The organism is Microbacterium hydrocarbonoxydans, from assembly GCF_000956475.1.
Classification (GTDB): domain Bacteria; phylum Actinomycetota; class Actinomycetes; order Actinomycetales; family Microbacteriaceae; genus Microbacterium; species Microbacterium hydrocarbonoxydans_A.
In genome coordinates, this window is record NZ_JYJB01000009.1 from 219,509 (window position 1) to 236,776 (window position 17,268).

Genomic DNA, 17,268 nt, shown 5'->3' on the forward strand with positions numbered 1-17,268 from the left:
CCCGGGTCCCTCCGGCATCCGCTCGCCTTCTCCGGTAATGTCGCCGCCATGGCCACAGCGACGACGCAGACCAACAAGCGCGAGGCATTCGGCTCGCGGAACGTCTTCATCCTCTCGGCGATCGGCTCCGCCGTCGGCCTCGGCAACATCTGGAGATTCCCTTATGTCGCCTACGAGGGCGGCGGCGGAGCCTTCCTGATCCCGTATCTGTGCGCGCTGCTGACCGCCGGCATCCCGCTGCTGTTCTTCGACTACGCGATCGGTCACCGCTTCCGCGGCTCGGCGCCGCTCGCATTCCGGCGCATGCACCGCTCGGCCGAGACGCTGGGCTGGTGGCAGGTGCTGATCTGCGTCGTGATCTCGGTCTACTACGCGGTGATCATCGCCTGGTCGGCGATGTACACGTGGTTCTCCGCCCAGCTCACCTGGGGGCCGGGCAACGAGAACGACTTCTTCTTCGTCGACTTCCTGCAGTCGGCCGATGTGGCCGAGACCGGAGTGTCGACCCAGTTCGTGCCACAGGTCGGCGTCCCGCTGATCGTGGTGTGGCTGGCCGTCATCGTCATCATGTGCCTGGGCGTCAAGAAAGGCATCGGCCGGGCGAACATGATCCTGATGCCGCTGCTGACGGTCATGTTCGCCGTGCTGGTCGTGCAGTCGCTGTTCCTGCCCGGCGCCCTCGACGGGCTGAATGCGTTCTTCACGCCGAACTGGGAGGCCCTCGCGGACCCGGCCGTGTGGGCGTCGGCGTACGGGCACATCTTCTTCTCGCTGTCGGTCGCCTTCGGCATCATGGTGACCTATGCCTCGTACCTGAAGCGCAAGACCGATCTCACCGGCTCGGGACTCGTGGTCGCCTTCGCCAACTCGGGCTTCGAGATCCTCGCCGGAATCGGCGTCTTCGCGGCCCTCGGATTCATGGCGCAGGCGCAGGGCACCGAGGTCGCCGGCGTCGCATCCTCCGGCATCGGCCTCGCATTCATCGCCTTCCCGACGATCGTCTCGCAGGCGACCGGCGGCTCGATCATCGGCGTCCTGTTCTTCGGAGCGCTCGTGTTCGCCGGGGTCACCTCGCTGATCTCGATCCTCGAGGTGATCGTCGCAGCCCTCCAGGACAAGCTCGGCTGGAAACGCATCCGCACCACCCTGACGGTCTCCCTGCCGCTCGCCGTGATCTCCATGGCGCTGTTCTCGACGACCACCGCTTTGTCGGTCCTCGACACCGCCGACGCCTTCGTCAACGCATTCGGCATCATGGCCGTGGCGCTCGTCGCAGTGATCGTCGTCGCCTGGCTGCTGCACAGGCTGCCTGCGCTCAAGGACCATCTGAACCGGCGATCGAGCTTCCCGGTCGGCTGGATCTGGATGCTGCTCGTCGGAGCGCTCGCGCCTCTGGTGCTCGGCTATCTGTTCGTGAGCGAGCTGATCGCCAAGATCACGACGCCCTACGGCGGCTACCCGGCATGGTTCCTCGGCGTCTTCGGGTGGGGGATGGTGATCTCGCTCGTGATCCTCGCGATCCTGCTCTCGCTCCTGCCGTGGAGCGGACGCTCCCACGCCAAGGATGACGTCGACTACGACGAGTTCCTCGCGCAGGAGCACTACGACCCGGATCCGGAGACGAGCGCGATCCCGGTCTCCATCGATGAGCAGAGAGGAGCGGCGTCATGACCGGCACCGCCATCGTCATGATGATCATCGCGATGGTCACCGTCTGGGGCGGCCTGATCGCGGCGATCGTGAACCTCGCCCGGCACCCTGAGGTAGCCGAGACCGAGCCGGAGGCGCCTCCCGTAGAGCTGTGACCGGGTTGCGCCAGGGCGCGCCGGATATTAGCTCCTCCGCACCGGCGGTGGCAATCCCGTTTGCCGATCTGAGCGGACCTCTTAGCTTTGGGCATCACCACCCCGGAGTCAGGAGCCGCCATGTCCGTCACCACCAGAACCGCGCACGGCTCCGTTCGGCAGGAAACCGCACCGACCTCCAGAGTCGGCCAGGCACCCGACGAGCCGGCGTACGAACTCGTCGACCTGGATCGCTACGTCGTGATGCATGATGGTCCCGTGGGCTATGTAGAGGTCGTTCCCCCTGTCTTCGTCTGCTATGCGGGCCACCCCTATGCGAAGGCCGAGGAGGTCGGGCAGAGGCACGACTTCCAGAGCGCCGTGCAGACGGTGATCGAGCACGCCGCCTCGTCGCGACGCACTCGGCTCACCGCATGACGATCGAGGTGTGGCCAGGCTCCGCGTATCCGCTGGGAGCGACGTTCGACGGGCAGGGCACCAACTTCGCGCTGTTCAGCGAGGGTGCCGAGCGCGTCGAGCTGTGCCTGTTCGACGAGAGCGGACGAGAGCAGCGCGTCGATCTCACCGAGGTCGACGCCTTCGTCTGGCACGGCTATCTGCCGTCGCTGCAGCCGGGGCAGCTGTACGGATACCGAGTGCATGGACCCTACGACCCGCAGCAGGGCAAGCGATTCAATCCGAACAAGCTGCTCCTCGACCCCTACGCGAAGGCGGTGTCCGGCCGGGTCGAGTGGGGCCAGTCGCCGTTCGGCTACGACTTCGGCGACCCCGACTCTCGCAACGACGACGACTCCGCCGCGGCCATGGTCAAGGGCGTCGTCGTGAACCCCTTCTTCGAGTGGGCGGGCGACCGGCCGCCGAAGATCCCCTACGCGAAGAGCGTGATCTACGAGGCGCATGTGAAGGGCCTCACCGAGCGGCATCCGGACGTCCCGGATGCCCTGCGCGGTCGGTACGCCGGCATCGCGCATCCGGCGATCATCGAGCACCTCACGCACCTGGGCGTCACCGCGATCGAGCTCATGCCCGTGCATCAGTTCCTCGACGACTCCGTGCTCGAGGAGAAGGGGCTGTCGAACTATTGGGGCTACAACACGCTCGCCTTCTTCGCGCCGCACAACGCGTACTCGTCGAGCGGCGAGCGCGGTCAGCAGGTGCAGGAGTTCAAGGCCATGGTGCGCGCGCTGCACGCGGCGGGCATCGAAGTCATCCTCGACGTCGTCTACAACCACACCGCCGAAGGCAACCATCTCGGTCCGACGCTGTCGCTGCGAGGGATCGACAACGAGGCCTACTACCGCCTCGAAGAGGACCAGCGGTACTACACCGACTACACCGGCACCGGGAACAGCCTGAACGCGGGCAATCCGCATGCGCTGCAGCTCATCATGGACTCGCTGCGCTACTGGGTGACCGAGATGCACGTCGACGGGTTCCGCTTCGACCTGGCATCGACGCTCGCCCGCGAGTTCTACGACGTCGACCGGCTGTCGACCTTCTTCGAGCTCGTGCAGCAGGACCCGATCGTCTCGCAGGTGAAGCTCATCGCCGAGCCCTGGGACGTCGGACCCGGCGGCTACCAGGTCGGCAACTTCCCGCCGCAGTGGACGGAGTGGAACGGCAAGTACCGCGACACGGTCCGCGACTTCTGGCGGGGCGAGCCCCAGGCGCTGGGCGAATTCGCCTCGCGCCTGACGGGATCTGCCGATCTGTACGAGCATTCGGGAAGGCGCCCCGTGGCATCCATCAACTTCGTCACCGCGCACGACGGGTTCACGCTGCGCGACCTGGTGTCGTACAACGACAAGCACAACGACGCGAACGGCGAGGGCAACGCCGACGGCGAATCGCACAACCGCTCGGACAACATGGGGGCGGAGGGGCCGACGGACGATCCCGCGATCAACCGGCGCCGTGCGCGTCAGCAGCGCAACTTCCTCGCGACTCTCCTGCTCTCGCAGGGCGTGCCGATGATCTCGCACGGCGATGAGCTGGGGCGCACGCAGGGCGGCAACAACAACGGCTACGCGCAGGACAACGAGACGACGTGGATCGACTGGGGCGCCGCCGACACGCCCCTCATCGAGTTCACGGCGGCGCTGACGCGACTGCGCAGCGCACACCCGACCTTCCGCCGCAGCCGATTCTTCAACGGACGCCCGGTGCGGGTCGCCGACGGGGAACGCGTGCCCGACGTCGTCTGGCTGCGCCCGGATGCCGTCACGATGCAGCCGGAGGACTGGGACTCGGGATTCGGCCGCGCGATCGGCATGTTCCTGAACGGACAGGGAATCCGCGAGAGGGACGAACGCGGACAGCCCGTCGCCGATCTGAACTTCCTCGTGTACTTCAACAGCGGGGATGACCCCGTCGAGGTCACTCTTCCCGACGAGCGCCACGGCGTCAGCTGGGACGTGGTGGTGGACACGGCAGGTGAGGCTGACGAGGACGGGCAGCTCTCGGCAGGCGCCGTGCTCACGATGGAGGAGAAGTCGCTGCTCGTGCTCCGGTCGGCTGGCGCCGACGAGGGGCCCGTCGACGACTCCGTGGAGGCGTCGCTGCGGGCGCAGAGCGAGCGCGGAGAGGCGCTCGCCGCCGAGTCGGAGTCCGATGACGGAGAGGCGGATGCCGGCCAGGCCGATGCCGGAGCTGTGACCGCATGACGCTGAAGCCTCTGTCGACGTACCGACTGCAGATCACCTCGCGGTTCACCCTCGATGAAGCGGCAGCGGTCACCGACTACGTGGCGGCGCTCGGCGCCGACTGGGTCTACCTGTCTCCGCTGCTTGCCGCCGTCTCGGGGTCCGACCACGGCTACGACGTGGTCGACCATTCGCGTGTCGATCCCGAGCGCGGGGGCCCCGAGGGCCTTCGCCGATTCTCGTCCGCCGCTCGCATCGCAGGTCTCGGCATCCTGATCGACATCGTCCCCAATCACATGGGGGTGGCGGCGCCCCGGCAGAACTCGTGGTGGTGGGATGTGCTGCGCCTCGGCCAGGAATCGGGCCACGCCCGTGCGTTCGACATCGACTGGCGGCTCGGCGGCGGACGCGTCCGGCTGCCGATCCTCGGCTCAGCCGCAGACGAGGTCGTCGCCAACAGGGAGATCACGGTCGACCCGACTCCTGCCGACGACGCCCCTGACGGCACGCTGAGCTATTTCGAGCACGTGCTGCCGCTCGCCCCCGGAACCGGGGCACTCGCCGACGATCTGCCGGCCCTGCTGGCGGCCCAGCACTACGAGCTGCGGTACTGGGAGGACCAGGCGGCAGAACTCGACTACCGACGCTTCTTCGCGGTGTCGGAGCTCGCCGGCATCCGCGTCGAGCTGCCCGATGTGTTCGCGGAGTCTCATCGGGAGATCCTGCGCTGGCTGCGCGACGGTCTCGCCGATGGCCTGCGGGTAGATCACCCGGACGGCCTTGCCGACCCCGGCGCCTACCTCGAGCGACTCGCCGACGGGACCGGCTGCGCATACACGCTCGTCGAGAAGATCCTCGAACCCGGCGAGGAGTTGCCCAGCTGGTGGCGCACAGACGGGACGACCGGCTACGAGGCGCTCGCTCTCCTCGATCGCCTGTTCGTCGACGCTGAGGGAGCGCAGGCGCTCACCGGTCTCGACGCGCGGCTGCGCGCCGAGACCGGGCTGCCGGCCGCGCAGCCCTGGCTGGATCTCGTGCACGACACCAAGAGGAAGATCGCCGACGACCTGCTGCAGTCGGAGGTGCGGCGGCTGGTCCGCGTGCTTCCGCAGGGCGTGGTCGGTGCGGCAGACGCGCTCGCCGAGCTTCTCGCGTGCTTCCCCGTGTACCGCTCCTACCTGCCGGCGGGTCGCGAGCACCTCCGGCAGGCGGCGGCTGAGGCCGCGCGGCGTCGCCCGGACCTGGCGGAGGCGATCGACGAGCTCGAGCCGCTGCTCGCCGACCCCGCCCTCGAGGTCGCCGAGCGCTTCCAGCAGACCAGCGGCGCCGTGATGGCGAAGGGCGTGGAGGACACGGCCTTCTACCGGTTCACCCGGCTCGGCACCCTGACCGAGGTCGGCGGCGACCCCTCGCAGGCGGCGGTGCCGGCTTCGGAGTTCCACGCGGCGCAGCAGGCGCGGCTGTCGGCCTGGCCGCACTCCATGACGACGCTCTCGACACACGACACCAAGCGCTCGGAGGACGTGCGCGCCCGGCTCTCGGTGCTCTCCGAGCTGCCCGAGCGCTGGGCGCAGGTGCTGGGCGAGCTGCGGGCGGTGCCGGCGTCGGGGCACGGTCCCTTCGACTCGCTGTTCTGGCAGGCGGCGGCCGGCGCATGGCCGATCGCATCCGACCGGCTGCTCGCGTACGCCGTGAAGGCAGCGCGCGAAGCAGCGGAGGCGACGGGTTGGCAGCATCCTGATGCAGGGTTCGAGCAGAGGCTGGCGGAGATGGCGGATGCTGCGAACGGCGCCGCTTCCGGCATCCTCACACGGTTCGTCGACGAGATCGCGGGCTTCGGGTGGTCGAACGCGCTTTCAGCCAAGCTGCTCCAGCTCACAGGCCCCGGTGTGCCCGACGTGTATCAGGGCTCGGAGCTGTGGGACCTGTCGCTCGTCGACCCCGACAATCGCCGGCCCGTCGATTTCGCTGCCAGAGCGCGGATGCTCGACACACTGGACGCCGAGTTCGCGCGCGGGATCCTCCCCCCGATCGACGGCTCCGGGCGCGCGAAGCTGCTGGTGACCTCACGGGCTCTGCGTCTGCGGCGAGACCACCCCGAGCTGTTCCGCACCTATCGTCCCCTGGTCGTGGCGGGGCAGGCATCCGAGCACGCCCTGGCGGTCGATCGGGGCGGGGTCACCGTCGTCGCGACCCGTCTGCCCGCGGGTCTCGCTCGCATCGGCGGCTGGCAGGACGCCCTTCTGATGCGACCTGATCTGCCGGCGACCGACGTCCTCACCGGCCGGCGGTTCGGGCCGGGCCCGATCGCGCTCGCCGAGCTGCTCGAACAGTACCCGGTCGCCCTGCTGGAAGACGCTCGATGATCGAAGTATGGGCGCCGCGGGCGCACCGCGTGCGCGTGCGCCTCGATCCGGGAGGCCGCGCCGAGGATCACGAGCTCGAGCCTTCTGGAGCAGACGGCTGGTGGCGCTCAGATATCACTCTGACCGACGGCGACCGCTACGGCTTCGTGCTCGACGACGGCGAGCAGGTGCGCCCCGACCCGCGCTCGCGCAGGCAGCCCGACGGCGTTCACTCGCCCTCAGCGGCTTTCGACGCCGCGACGTTCATCTGGAGCGACGAGGCGTGGACGGGGCGGCAGCTCGCGGGCGGCGCGATCTACGAGCTGCACGTCGGCACCTTCACTCCCGAGGGGACTCTGGACGCGCTGAGCACGCGGCTCGACCACCTCGTCGATCTCGGCATCACGCATGTCGAGCTGCTGCCGGTCAACGCGTTCAACGGGCGATGGAACTGGGGATACGACGGCGTGCTCTGGTTCGCCGTGCACGAGCAGTACGGGGGACCGAGTGCGTACCAGCGCTTCGTCGATGCCGCGCACGCCCGCGGTCTGGCCGTCATCCAGGACGTCGTCTACAACCACCTCGGTCCGAGCGGCAACTACCTGCCCGAGTTCGGGCCCTACCTTCGCGAGGGGCACAGCAACTCGTGGGGCGACGAGGTGAACCTCGACGAAGCGGCGGTGCGCGAGTACATCATCGACAACGCGCTGATGTGGCTGCGCGACTTCCACGTCGACGGCCTCCGTCTCGACGCCGTGCACGCGCTGAAGGACACGCAGCCTGTGCACATCCTCGAAGAACTGGCGGAACGCGTCGATGCTCTCTCCGCCCAGCAGAACCGTCCGCTCAGCCTGATCGCCGAATCCGACCTCAACGACCCGACGCTGATCCTCCCTCGAGAAGCCGGCGGCTACGGGCTCACGGCGCAGTGGTCGGACGACTGGCATCATGCGATGCACGTCGCGCTCACGGGGGAGACCTCGGGCTACTACGCGGACTTCGCAGCTCCTGAGGCCGTGGCCAAGACGACCCAGCACGGGTTCTTCCACGACGGCACCTACTCGTCGTTCCGGGGCCGCGCGCACGGGCATCCGCTGCCCACCGCCGTTCCGACCTGGCGGTTGGTGACGTACCTGCAGAACCACGACCAGATCGGCAACCGCGCAGCGGGCGACCGGCTCGGCGCGAGCCTCTCGGCCGATCGGCTCGCCGTGGCTGCAGTGCTCGGGATCACAGCCCCTGGCACGCCGATGCTGTTCATGGGGGAGGAGTGGGGAGCGTCCACACCGTGGCAGTTCTTCACCTCGCACCCCGAACCCGAGCTCGCGAAGGCGACCGCAGAGGGGCGCATCGCCGAGTTCGAGAAGATGGGCTGGGATCGTTCGCTCGTGCCGGATCCGCAGGACCCGGCGACGTTCGAGCGCTCGCGGCTGGACTGGGCGGAGCTCGAGCAGGGCGAGCACGCCCGTCTGCTCGCCCTGCACCGCGAGCTCCTCGCCCTGCGGCGCGACCGCCCCGAACTCACCGACCCCGACGCCACGAAGATCGAGGCCGCCCTCGTGCACGACGACGGACCGCCTCGGGCGCGGGCGTTCCGGATCGATCGCGGGCGGCTGTCTGTGCTCGTGAACCTGACGGGCGATCCGGTGGGGTTCGACGTGCGGGCCGGGGACGAGGTGCTGCTGGCCACCGGGCCGATCGAGCGCGAGGCGGAGCGCCTGACCCTCCCGCCCGACAGTGCAGCGATCGCCGGGCCGCGTCAGGCGGTGGCGGAGCGGATGCCGCGCACGAGCTCCGCGTAGACGCCCGCGCTCGGCTTCGCCGTGCGCGCGAACGTCTCGGGATCCACGCTGTGCAGGCCGAGCTGAGGGCCGAAGCCGAAGATCCACTCGAAGTTGTCCATCAGCGTCCAGTGGCAGTAGCCGAGCACCGGAACGCCGGCGGCGATGGCAGCGGAGAGGCCTTCGAGAGACGGCTCGATGAAGCCCGCCCGGATCTCGTCATCCGGTGTGCTCACCCCGTGCTCGCTGACCAGCACCGGCACGCCGCTCACCTGGTGGGCATACTCGACTGCACCCCGCAGCGAGGCCGGGTCGACCGCCGTGCCCATGCCGTTCACCACGGCATCGGGTGCCGGGGGGAGCAGGCCCTCGGGGCCGTAGTGCAGGCGCTCGTAGTTCTGCACGCCCACGAAGTCGTCGCCAGCCGCCAGACGCAGCCAGTAGTCGTAGACCTCCGCACGCTTGCGATCGCGGATCTCCTCGCCGCCGGGGGCGGCGACGTCGTCGCACATCGCCAGAGACAGGCCGACGGGGAGGCCAGGGCAGCGGGCCTTGATCGCCTTCTTGGCGGCGAGGTGCGCCGCCGTCATCCCGGCCCGCATACCGGCGAAGTCCTCGCGCAGCATGACGTTGCCGGCCCGGTACTTCTCGACACCGGCATCCCGAGCTGCCGCTTCGAGCGTCTGACGTTCGAGATCCGCGATGAAGTCGGGCAGCCCCGCCCAGGTCAGCATCTCGGGGAGGTCAGGCTCGTTGAAGGTCACGGCGAGGCGGATGCGGTCGCCGAATCGGTCCAGTACCACGCCGCAGAAACGGGCGAACAGCTCGGGCGCGGACTCGTCGAGCCAGGCACCGCGCTTCGCGAACCAGTGCGGAGAGGTGAAGTGGTTGAAAGTGACGATCGGGGCGAGACCCCGCGCGATGCATCCGTCGACCACGGCTTCGTAGTGGTCGAGCGCAGCGTCTGCGAATTCACCCTCGACCGGTTCGATGCGCGCCCACTCGACCGAGAAGCGATAGGCGTTCAAACCCATGCCCGCGACGAGATCCAGATCGCTCTCCCACAGCTCCCAGCCGTTCGTCGCCTTTCCGGAGCGGGCCTGGAACACCGTCGGCGTGACGTTCTCGAGGAACCAGGTGTCGCTGGTCACGTTGTCGCCCTCGTTCTGATGCCCGGCGGTGGCGACGCCCCAGAGGAAGTCGGAGGGGAAGGAGAGAGCCATGCGGAGCGCCTTTCGAGAGTGGATTCACTACATGAAAGCATGTTTCAATTCCGCTCGCCAGAGATGACATGTTAGGCGTTCACTAACGCGAGCGCCCGCGAATCCGAATGGCCAAAGCGGCGCGCCCGGGTCACGCTGTACCCATCGCCATCCACCCGTAAGCGACCAGGACACAGCAGTCCGCACCGGCACATCGATCACAGGAGATCAGAATGCTTCGTACAACCACAGCGCGCGGCATCGCCGCTCTGGCGGTGACCGCCACCGCAGCGCTCGCGCTCACCGCCTGCACCGGCGGTGCCGAGGGCGCGAGCGGCGGCAAGGCCGACACCGACCGCCTCGTCATCGGCGTCGAGTCCGACCTCGCCGCCTTCGGCTACGACCCGATTCGTTACGGCACGGGTCAGCGCCTGCTCCTCGAAGGCCTCTACGACTCGCTGTTCGTGCTCGACAAGGACGGCAAGGTCGTCCCCGACCTCGTGACCGACTTCCAGTACAACGACGACAGCACACAGCTGACGCTCGACCTCGACACCAGCGTGAGCTTCTCCGACGGGAGCCCACTCAGCGCCGACCTCGTGAAGCAGAACCTCGACGCTCGGGGAAACCCCGACCTCTCCGGCTACAGCAACTTCGCCTCCGGCGGACAGAACGAGATCTCCGACGTCGCCGTCGTCGACGAGGACACCGTCACGCTGACCTTCGCCGCCCCGCAGCCGGGCTTCGAGTCCAATCTCGTGCTGCCCGCCGGCGCGATCGTCGGGCCGACGGGCGCTGCCGACCGGGCCTCGCTCGACTCGGTCCCCGACGGCTCGGGCCCCCTCGAGATCGACGCCGACGCCACGGTGAAGGGCAACAGCTACGTCCTCGTGAAGAAGAAGGACCACCCTGCGGCGAAGGACTACCCGTTCGACTCCTACGAGATCCGCCCCATCCTCGACCCGCAGGCACGGGTGAACGCCGTGATCTCGGGTGACGTCGATGTCGCCAACGTCGCGGCCGAGACTCAGCAGCAGGTGGAGTCGGCCGGGGTCGGTCTCGCGACCAACGGCGGCACTGTCATGAACCTCATCGCGTTCGACAAGTCCGGTGCGACCGCACCCCAGTGGGGCGACCCGCGGGTCTTCCAGGCGCTGAGCATGGCGATCGACCGCAAAGCGTACGTCGAGGCCGTCCACCCGGGCGAGGTTCCGACCGCCAACGCGCTGCCCGCGGACAACCCGGGCTATCTCGATGACCTCGAAGATGAGTACGCCTACGACCCCGAGGGCGCGAAGAAGCTGCTCGCGGAGGCAGGCTACCCCGACGGCTTCAGCTTCGACTTCACCATCGGTCAGGGCAGCCAGCGAGACCTGGAAGCCATCCAGCCGTACTGGGCGGCGATCGGCGTCACGGTGAACCTGAAGAACGCGACCTCGACGGAGGAGTCCTTCGCCGCAGTGCAGACCGAGCCGATCGGCGGGCCCATCCCGTTCACCTGGACCAACCCGGCAGGCAATGTCTTCGGTGCGCTGTTCGGCTTCGCGAACTTCCACAATGCGCAGAATCCCGATATCCAGGCCGCAGCCGGAGCACTCGGCGCGGCGAAGGACGACGACGCCCGCACCACCGCCCTGCAGGACCTCAACCGATCGATCGTCGACTCGGGCTGGCTCATCCCGCTCTTCGAGCAGCTGGCTCCCTGGGCGTACAACACGAGCAAGATCGACGAACCGACCTTCCCCGGCGCGGAGTCGTTCCCTCTCCTCGCCTCCTTCCAGCCCGCATCCTGACACTGAGCCGGTGCCGGCGGGCCTCCGCCGGCACCGGCCTCCTGGGAGTACCGATGCTGTCTTTCATCGTGAAGCGGATCGTGTTCGCGATCCTCACACTGGTCGTCGCCTCTGCGGTCGCGTTCATCCTCGTCCACCTCTCGGGCTCGACCCCCGGCGGAGTGGCCCTCGGCCAGTCGGCGACACCGGAACAGGTGCATGACTACAACGTGGCGATGGGGTGGTACGACCCCTGGATCGTCCAGTACGCGAACTGGGTCGGCCAGGTGCTGCACGGCGACCTCGGCGTCTCGCTGATCGATGGCCGGTCGATCGCAGACGACATCGGCAAGCGGCTGCCGGTGACGGCTGCGCTCGCCGTGTTCGGAACGCTGCTGAGCGCCGTGCTCGGGATCGCCATGGGGGTCGCAGCAGCGGTTCGCGGCGGTGTCGTCGACCGCGCCATCACGGTGGTCAGCGGCATCCTGCTCTCCCTTCCGGCTTTCTGGGTCGGCGTTCTGCTCGTCTTCGTCTTCTCTGTGAAGGGGAGGATGCTGCCGGCCACGGGCTTCGTCCCCTTCCAGAACGACCCCGCGTCGTGGGCCCGCTCTCTCGTACTGCCCGTGCTGACGATCGCACTCACCGCCGCTGCAGGCATCGCGCGGCAGACCAGGGCGTCGATGGCCGAATCGCTGACGCAGGAGCACATCCGTATGCTGCGGGCGGTGGGCACGCCGACCTCGCGGATCATCTACGTGCACGCTCTGCGCGGCGCGAGCCTGCCGATCCTCGCGAGCATCGCGATCCAGTTCATCGTGCTCTTCGGCGGCTCGGCGATCATCGAGGTGCTCTTCGCCCTTCCCGGCATCGGCCAGGCCATGCAGGCCGCGGTCGGCAACGCCGACCTGCCCCTGGTGCAGGCACTGGTGCTCGTCGCGACGCTCGTCGTCGTGGTGGTCAACCTCGCCCTCGAGCTGCTCACCCTCGCCCTCGACCCGAAGCTGCGTGCATCATGACCGTCTCCACGACCTCCATCGTCCGACCGCGCAGGACCGACCGCCGCGTCGGCCGGACGCTGCGCTCCTCGCCGACCGCGATCCTCTCGCTGACATGGCTGATCGGGTTGATCGCGGCATCGCTCACGGCCCCGCTGTGGCTGCCGTACGGCCCGCTGGAGCAGGATCTCAAGGCCGTGCTGCAGGGCCCCAGTGCGGCACATCTGCTCGGAACCGACGAACTCGGACGCGACCTGCTCTCCCGCATCGTCACGGCCGCCGCGCCGACGATGCTGGTGGCGCTGCTCACGCCCGTCGTGGGCATCGGCGTGTCGGTCCCGCTGACGCTCTGGGCTGCGCGCTCCCGGCGCGTGGAGGCGGTGATGAACCGGGTGTCGGAGATCGTGCTCTCGCTGCCGGGAATGGTGATCATCATGGCGGTGATCGCCGCGGTGGGGACCAACATGGTCGTCGTCATGGCGATCTTCGGCCTGCTGCTGTTCGGCGCCCTCTACCGGGTGTTCTTCGGGCAGTCCAAGTCGCTTCACCGGCAGCTCTTCGTCGAGGCGGCAGCTGTCGACGGCGTGCGCCCGATGCTTGCGAGCCTGCGGCACGTGCTGCCGAACATGTCGACCACAGTGATCGTGCAGTTCGTGCTGATCTTCGGCGTCGGCATCGGAATGCAGGCGGGCCTCGCGTTCATCGGGCTCGGTCCGCAGCCGCCCGAGCCGACCTGGGGCGGCATGATCCAGGCCGCCTCGAAGTTCATCTTCCAGCAGCCGTGGATGATGGTGCCGACCGGCGGCGTGCTGGCGCTCACGATCATCGCCGCCAACGCGCTCGCAGACGTGCTCTCGGGCGGAGCGGCCAAGCCCCCGCCCCTCATCTCGCTGCGCCGCCGTCGCACCCCGGCCGCGGAGAGTGCGGCCCCTGCCACGAAGGTGGCCGAGCGCGAGCTCTCGATCGAGAACCTCGTGATCGGCGTCGACGACGGACCCGAGCTGGTCTCGGGCGTGTCTCTACGAGTGCAGCCGGGGAGCGTGATGGGCCTGGTCGGAGAGTCCGGCTGCGGCAAGAGCGTGACCTCGTACGCACTGCTCGGCCTGCTCGCCCCCGGGCTGTCGGTGCGATCCGGGCGCATCCGGTGGGGAGGAGCCGACCTGGCGCGTGCGGACGAGAGTGAGCTCCAGCGCGTGCGCGGCCACGAGATCGCCTTCATCTCACAGGAGCCGACGAGGGCGCTCGATCCGATGTTCACGATCGAATGGCAGCTCGCCGCAGCGATCCGGCGGCTGCGCAAGACCGGCCGTGGCCAGGCGAAGGCCGTCGCTGCCGCGCTCCTCGCCGATGTCGGCATCGTCGACGTCCCGCGGGTGCTGAAGAGCTATCCGCATCAGATCTCCGGAGGCATGGCCCAGCGCGTCGCGATCGCTCTCGCGCTCGCCGGTACGCCGAGTCTGCTGATCGCGGATGAACCGACCACGGCGTTGGACGTCACGGTGCAGGCAGAGATCCTCGACCTGCTGCGCGGGCTGGTCGCCGATCGCGGCATGTCCGTGATCCTCGTGACGCACGACCTCGGCGTGGTGGCTGACCTGTGCGACGAGGTGTCGGTGATGTACGCCGGCCAGATCGTCGAGTCGGGGCCTGTGCGCGACGTGCTGCTGCAGCCCGAGCATCCGTACACGATGGCTCTGCTCGCGGCCGACCCGCACACGATCGCGGAGATGGACAGCACACCGCGTCTCGCCTCCATCCCCGGACAGGTTCCTGCGCCCGGATCGTGGACGAGCGGATGCCGGTTCGCCGAGCGATGCCGATTCGCGAGTATCGAATGCCGCAGCCCGATTCCGCTCGACCCTCGGGGGGAAGGCGAAGGCGGCGTGCGATGCGTCAGACGCGATGAGGTGCGGGGTCGGCAGGAAGAATGGCGGGCTCCCGTGGGAGCAGGAGGACGATCATGAGCGCATCCCAGACACCCATCCTCGAGGTGCAGGACCTCGTGATCCGCTACGGCAAGCGTGCAGCACCCGCCGTCGAGGACGTGTCGTTCTCCATCGCACGGGGGGAGACGCTCGGTCTCGTGGGCGAGTCCGGCTCGGGGAAGACCACGATCGGGCGGGCGATCCTCGGCCTCGTCCCCGTGGCGAGCGGACGGATCCTGTTCGACGGCCGAGACATCACGGAGGCGGGCCCGTCCGAGCGACGCGCTCTGCAGGGGGATCTGCGCGCGGTGTTCCAGGATCCGTTCTCGTCGCTGAATCCGCGTCGACCGATCGGTGATGCGCTCACCGAGCCGCTGCGAGTCGCGGGGATGCCGCGAGCGCGACGCGAGCAGAAGGCGCGTGAGGCGATGGCCGCGGTCGGATTGCCGGAGGCCGCGATGGAACGCTATCCGCGTGAGTTCTCCGGCGGACAACGGCAGCGCATCGCGATCGCCAGGGCACTCGTCACGGACCCGCGTCTCGTGGTGTGCGACGAAGCGGTCAGCGCACTGGACCTCTCCACCCAGGCGCAGGTGCTCAACCTTCTCGCCGAACTGCGCGCCGGTGCCGACCTCGGCTATCTCTTCATCGCGCACGACATGGCGGTCGTGGAGTTCCTCGCTCAGCGGATCATCGTGCTCAACCGGGGCCGGATCGTCGAAGAGGGCGCCACGAGCGAGATCATCCACGATCCGCAGGCGCACTACACGAAGGTGCTGATGGCGGCATCTCCGGTGCCCGACCCCGACGAGCAGGCGCGTCGGCGCGAGGCGTGGCGGGCGCTGAAAGCATCCGCATCCGCACCCGCGGCGTGACGCGCATCACACACTTCGAGAGAGAGAACGGCATGAACTCGACGCCCTTCGTCTGGCCCGCCGCGGGGGCGCAGCCGCCCGCCGCCGTCGTCACCGAGAGCGGGAGGACGTTCTGGAACGTGGCGTATTCGATGCCGATCGGCTACCGGCCAGTCGAGCTGGACCTTCACGTCCCGCGTACGGGCACCCCGCCGCCCGTGGCGCTGTGGGTCCACGGCGGGGCGTTCCAAGAGGGGTCGCGCCGCTCGTTCCCACCCTCGCTGGAGGGATTGGATCTCATCGGAGCGCTGCTCGATCGCGGCATCGCCGTGGCGAGCGTCGACTACCGTCTGAGCCACGAGGCGCCGTTCCCCGCCGCGCTGCACGACCTCAAGGCCGCGCTGCGCTACCTGAGGCGCTTCGCAGTTGAACTCGGGATCGACGCCGACCGTGTCGGCCTGATCGGGGAATCCGCCGGCGGGTGCCTGGTGGCGATGCTCGGGCTGACCGGATGCAGCGGTGATGCCGCGATCGAAGGCATCGAGGGATTCCGCGATGGCAGGACGGATGTCTCCGCCGTGGTCGATTGGTACGGCCTCCACGATCTGACGACCATGCCTCAGGAGAGCCTCCTCCCGTTCCTCGAGAGTCTGGGCGTGGACGTCCGCGCCTTGACCGACGAGCAGAGGATCGCGCCGATGGAGGCATATCTCGGCGCGGATCCGAGAACCGCGCCCGAGATGCTGCGCAGGGCGAGCCCCATCGAATACGTGTCGCCGAGCGCGCCCCCGTTCCTGCTCATCCACGGCCTCGACGATCACGCGGTCCCGTATGAACAATCCGAGATGCTGCACGAGAAGCTGCGGGCGAAGGGCGTGTCCAGCACGCTGGTGGGCGTGCCCGCCGCAGACCACACATTCATCGGTCATTCGGACATCGCGGGGATCGTGGGTCAGTCGGCGGACTTCCTGGCGCGAGAACTGGCTGCCCCGGCCTAGTGGAAGCTCGCGTCGACGAGCGGCGAGAGGCGCTGCGCGGTGTCTCGGAAGGCTTTGACCATCGGGTTGCGTGCGTCGTTCAGACTGCACAGGACGATGGTCGCCGGCTCGATGTCGCTGATCGGGATGAAGGCCAGTTCCTCGCGACGGTAGTGATGCGAGGCGGACTCGCCGGCGATGTTCACCCCGGCGCCGGCGGCGACGAGCTCGAGCAGGCCCTCCACGCTGTCTGCGGTCGGCCCGCGCAGAGGGCGGGAGCCGTCGGGCCGCGGATCGACGAGCCACCAGTTCACCACCTCCGGCACGCCTTTCGCGACCGCGACGAAGCGCTCTCCGCCGGTCTCCGAGATCGAGATCGACTCGCGGCCGGCGAACCGGTGCCCGGCCGGCACCACGAGTACGCGAGGCTCGCGCCACAGCGGCTCGACGCGGATCCGCGCCGGCAGCGGAAGCGGCGCCGGCGCGAAGACGACGTCGACCCGTCCGCGCTCCAGATCCTCGCCCACATCGAAGAACCCCAGCCGCCGCATCTCGATGCGCGCGGTCGGCATCGCCTGCATCGTCGCTGAGATGGCCGCGGTCGTGAGTGTGCCGGCGCCCGCCGCGACCACGCCGACGCGCAGCAGCGGAGCGTCGCGGTCCCGGGCGACGCTGCGCCCCCAGTCGAGCAGCTGATCGTGGTCGTCCATCACGCGGCGGGCCAGCGGCAGCAGATCGCGACCGTAGGCGGTGAGTTCGACCTTGCGAGGGCTGCGCTCGAACAGCTTGACGCCTAGCTGCTGCTCCATGCGACTGATCTGCTGGCTGAGGGACGGGGGTGTGATGTTCAGCCGTTCTGCGGCTCGGCTGAAGTGCAGCTCCTCAGCGAGTGCGCAGAAGTACCGGATCACGTGGATCGGGATCTCCATGCCGCGATCTTAGCCTGTGGCTAATGCCGAGTAGGGATCTC

13 protein-coding genes are annotated in these 17,268 nt (G+C 68.7%); 11 read left to right on the forward strand and 2 right to left on the reverse strand.

The features are described 5' to 3' along the window. Window positions 1-48: 48 nt before the first annotated feature. The 6 genes from RS84_RS10220 (at window position 49) to treZ (ending at window position 8,594) form a co-directional block, all read left to right on the forward strand. A complete protein-coding gene (locus tag RS84_RS10220) occupies window positions 49-1,671 on the forward strand; it encodes a sodium-dependent transporter (RefSeq protein ID WP_045257690.1) in 1,623 nt (540 codons plus the stop codon). Further along, on the forward strand, window positions 1,668-1,805 hold the full coding sequence (locus RS84_RS18925; RefSeq protein ID WP_082062140.1) for a methionine/alanine import family NSS transporter small subunit: 138 nt from the start codon (window positions 1,668-1,670) through the stop codon (window positions 1,803-1,805). Before RS84_RS10220 ends, RS84_RS18925 begins: the two co-directional genes overlap by 4 nt. Window positions 1,806-1,925: 120 nt before the next feature. Continuing rightward, on the forward strand, window positions 1,926-2,222 hold the full coding sequence (locus RS84_RS10225) for a hypothetical protein (protein ID WP_045257691.1): 297 nt from the start codon (window positions 1,926-1,928) through the stop codon (window positions 2,220-2,222). Window positions 2,223-2,224: 2 nt separating this feature from the next. Then, window positions 2,225-4,468 (forward strand): glycogen debranching protein GlgX, encoded by a 2,244-nt coding sequence (glgX, locus tag RS84_RS10230; RefSeq protein WP_045258102.1) that lies wholly within the window; start codon window positions 2,225-2,227, stop codon window positions 4,466-4,468. Beyond that, window positions 4,465-6,813, forward strand: a complete 2,349-nt coding sequence (gene treY, locus RS84_RS10235) for a malto-oligosyltrehalose synthase (protein WP_045257692.1) — start codon at window positions 4,465-4,467, stop codon at window positions 6,811-6,813. Before glgX ends, treY begins: the two co-directional genes overlap by 4 nt. Next, window positions 6,810-8,594, forward strand: coding sequence for a malto-oligosyltrehalose trehalohydrolase (treZ, locus tag RS84_RS10240; protein WP_045257693.1), 1,785 nt, complete (start codon window positions 6,810-6,812; stop codon window positions 8,592-8,594). Before treY ends, treZ begins: the two co-directional genes overlap by 4 nt. Here the strand turns inward: treZ and RS84_RS10245 are convergent. Next, on the reverse strand, window positions 8,552-9,796 hold the full coding sequence (locus RS84_RS10245; RefSeq protein ID WP_082062141.1) for a glycoside hydrolase family 1 protein: 1,245 nt from the start codon (window positions 9,794-9,796) through the stop codon (window positions 8,552-8,554). The two genes, treZ and RS84_RS10245, sit on opposite strands and share 43 nt — an antisense overlap. Before the next feature lie 212 nt (window positions 9,797-10,008). Between RS84_RS10245 and RS84_RS10250 the strand changes: the two genes are divergently transcribed. The 5 genes from RS84_RS10250 to RS84_RS10270 are packed head-to-tail and all read left to right on the forward strand — an operon-like array spanning window position 10,009 to window position 16,319. Continuing rightward, window positions 10,009-11,568, forward strand: a complete 1,560-nt coding sequence (locus tag RS84_RS10250; RefSeq protein WP_045257695.1) for an ABC transporter substrate-binding protein — start codon at window positions 10,009-10,011, stop codon at window positions 11,566-11,568. Between the two features lie 53 nt (window positions 11,569-11,621). Further along, window positions 11,622-12,563, forward strand: coding sequence for an ABC transporter permease (locus RS84_RS10255; protein WP_152641798.1), 942 nt, complete (start codon window positions 11,622-11,624; stop codon window positions 12,561-12,563). Next, the gene (locus RS84_RS10260; RefSeq protein ID WP_045257697.1) at window positions 12,560-14,506 is read left to right on the forward strand and encodes a dipeptide/oligopeptide/nickel ABC transporter permease/ATP-binding protein; all 1,947 of its coding nucleotides are present in this window, start codon (window positions 12,560-12,562) and stop codon (window positions 14,504-14,506) included. The genes RS84_RS10255 and RS84_RS10260 overlap by 4 nt, the downstream gene beginning before the upstream one ends. After that, window positions 14,503-15,342 (forward strand): ATP-binding cassette domain-containing protein, encoded by an 840-nt coding sequence (locus tag RS84_RS10265; RefSeq protein ID WP_235281458.1) that lies wholly within the window; start codon window positions 14,503-14,505, stop codon window positions 15,340-15,342. The genes RS84_RS10260 and RS84_RS10265 overlap by 4 nt, the downstream gene beginning before the upstream one ends. Next, complete coding sequence (locus tag RS84_RS10270; protein ID WP_052676318.1) at window positions 15,300-16,319, forward strand: alpha/beta hydrolase; 1,020 nt, start codon at window positions 15,300-15,302, stop codon at window positions 16,317-16,319. Before RS84_RS10265 ends, RS84_RS10270 begins: the two co-directional genes overlap by 43 nt. On the opposite strand, the gene RS84_RS10275 is transcribed toward RS84_RS10270, so the two are convergent. Next, the gene (locus RS84_RS10275) at window positions 16,316-17,227 is read right to left on the reverse strand and encodes a LysR family transcriptional regulator (RefSeq protein WP_052676319.1); all 912 of its coding nucleotides are present in this window, start codon (window positions 17,225-17,227) and stop codon (window positions 16,316-16,318) included. The genes RS84_RS10270 and RS84_RS10275 overlap by 4 nt on opposite strands. Window positions 17,228-17,268: the final 41 nt, after the last annotated feature.

What these genes read in the sequence shown, in the direction of transcription:
- RS84_RS10265 (WP_235281458.1), top strand. Translation starts at nt 14,503, where the DNA reads ATGAGCGCATCCCAGACACCCATCCTCGAGGTGCAGGACCTCGTGATC.
- RS84_RS10275 (WP_052676319.1), bottom strand. Translation starts at nt 17,227, where the DNA reads ATGGAGATCCCGATCCACGTGATCCGGTACTTCTGCGCACTCGCTGAG.
- treY (WP_045257692.1), top strand. Translation starts at nt 4,465, where the DNA reads ATGACGCTGAAGCCTCTGTCGACGTACCGACTGCAGATCACCTCGCGG.
- RS84_RS18925 (WP_082062140.1), top strand. Translation starts at nt 1,668, where the DNA reads ATGACCGGCACCGCCATCGTCATGATGATCATCGCGATGGTCACCGTC.
- RS84_RS10225 (WP_045257691.1), top strand. Translation starts at nt 1,926, where the DNA reads ATGTCCGTCACCACCAGAACCGCGCACGGCTCCGTTCGGCAGGAAACC.
- RS84_RS10245 (WP_082062141.1), bottom strand. Translation starts at nt 9,796, where the DNA reads ATGGCTCTCTCCTTCCCCTCCGACTTCCTCTGGGGCGTCGCCACCGCC.
- RS84_RS10255 (WP_152641798.1), top strand. Translation starts at nt 11,622, where the DNA reads ATGCTGTCTTTCATCGTGAAGCGGATCGTGTTCGCGATCCTCACACTG.
- RS84_RS10260 (WP_045257697.1), top strand. Translation starts at nt 12,560, where the DNA reads ATGACCGTCTCCACGACCTCCATCGTCCGACCGCGCAGGACCGACCGC.
- RS84_RS10250 (WP_045257695.1), top strand. Translation starts at nt 10,009, where the DNA reads ATGCTTCGTACAACCACAGCGCGCGGCATCGCCGCTCTGGCGGTGACC.
- treZ (WP_045257693.1), top strand. Translation starts at nt 6,810, where the DNA reads ATGATCGAAGTATGGGCGCCGCGGGCGCACCGCGTGCGCGTGCGCCTC.
- RS84_RS10220 (WP_045257690.1), top strand. Translation starts at nt 49, where the DNA reads ATGGCCACAGCGACGACGCAGACCAACAAGCGCGAGGCATTCGGCTCG.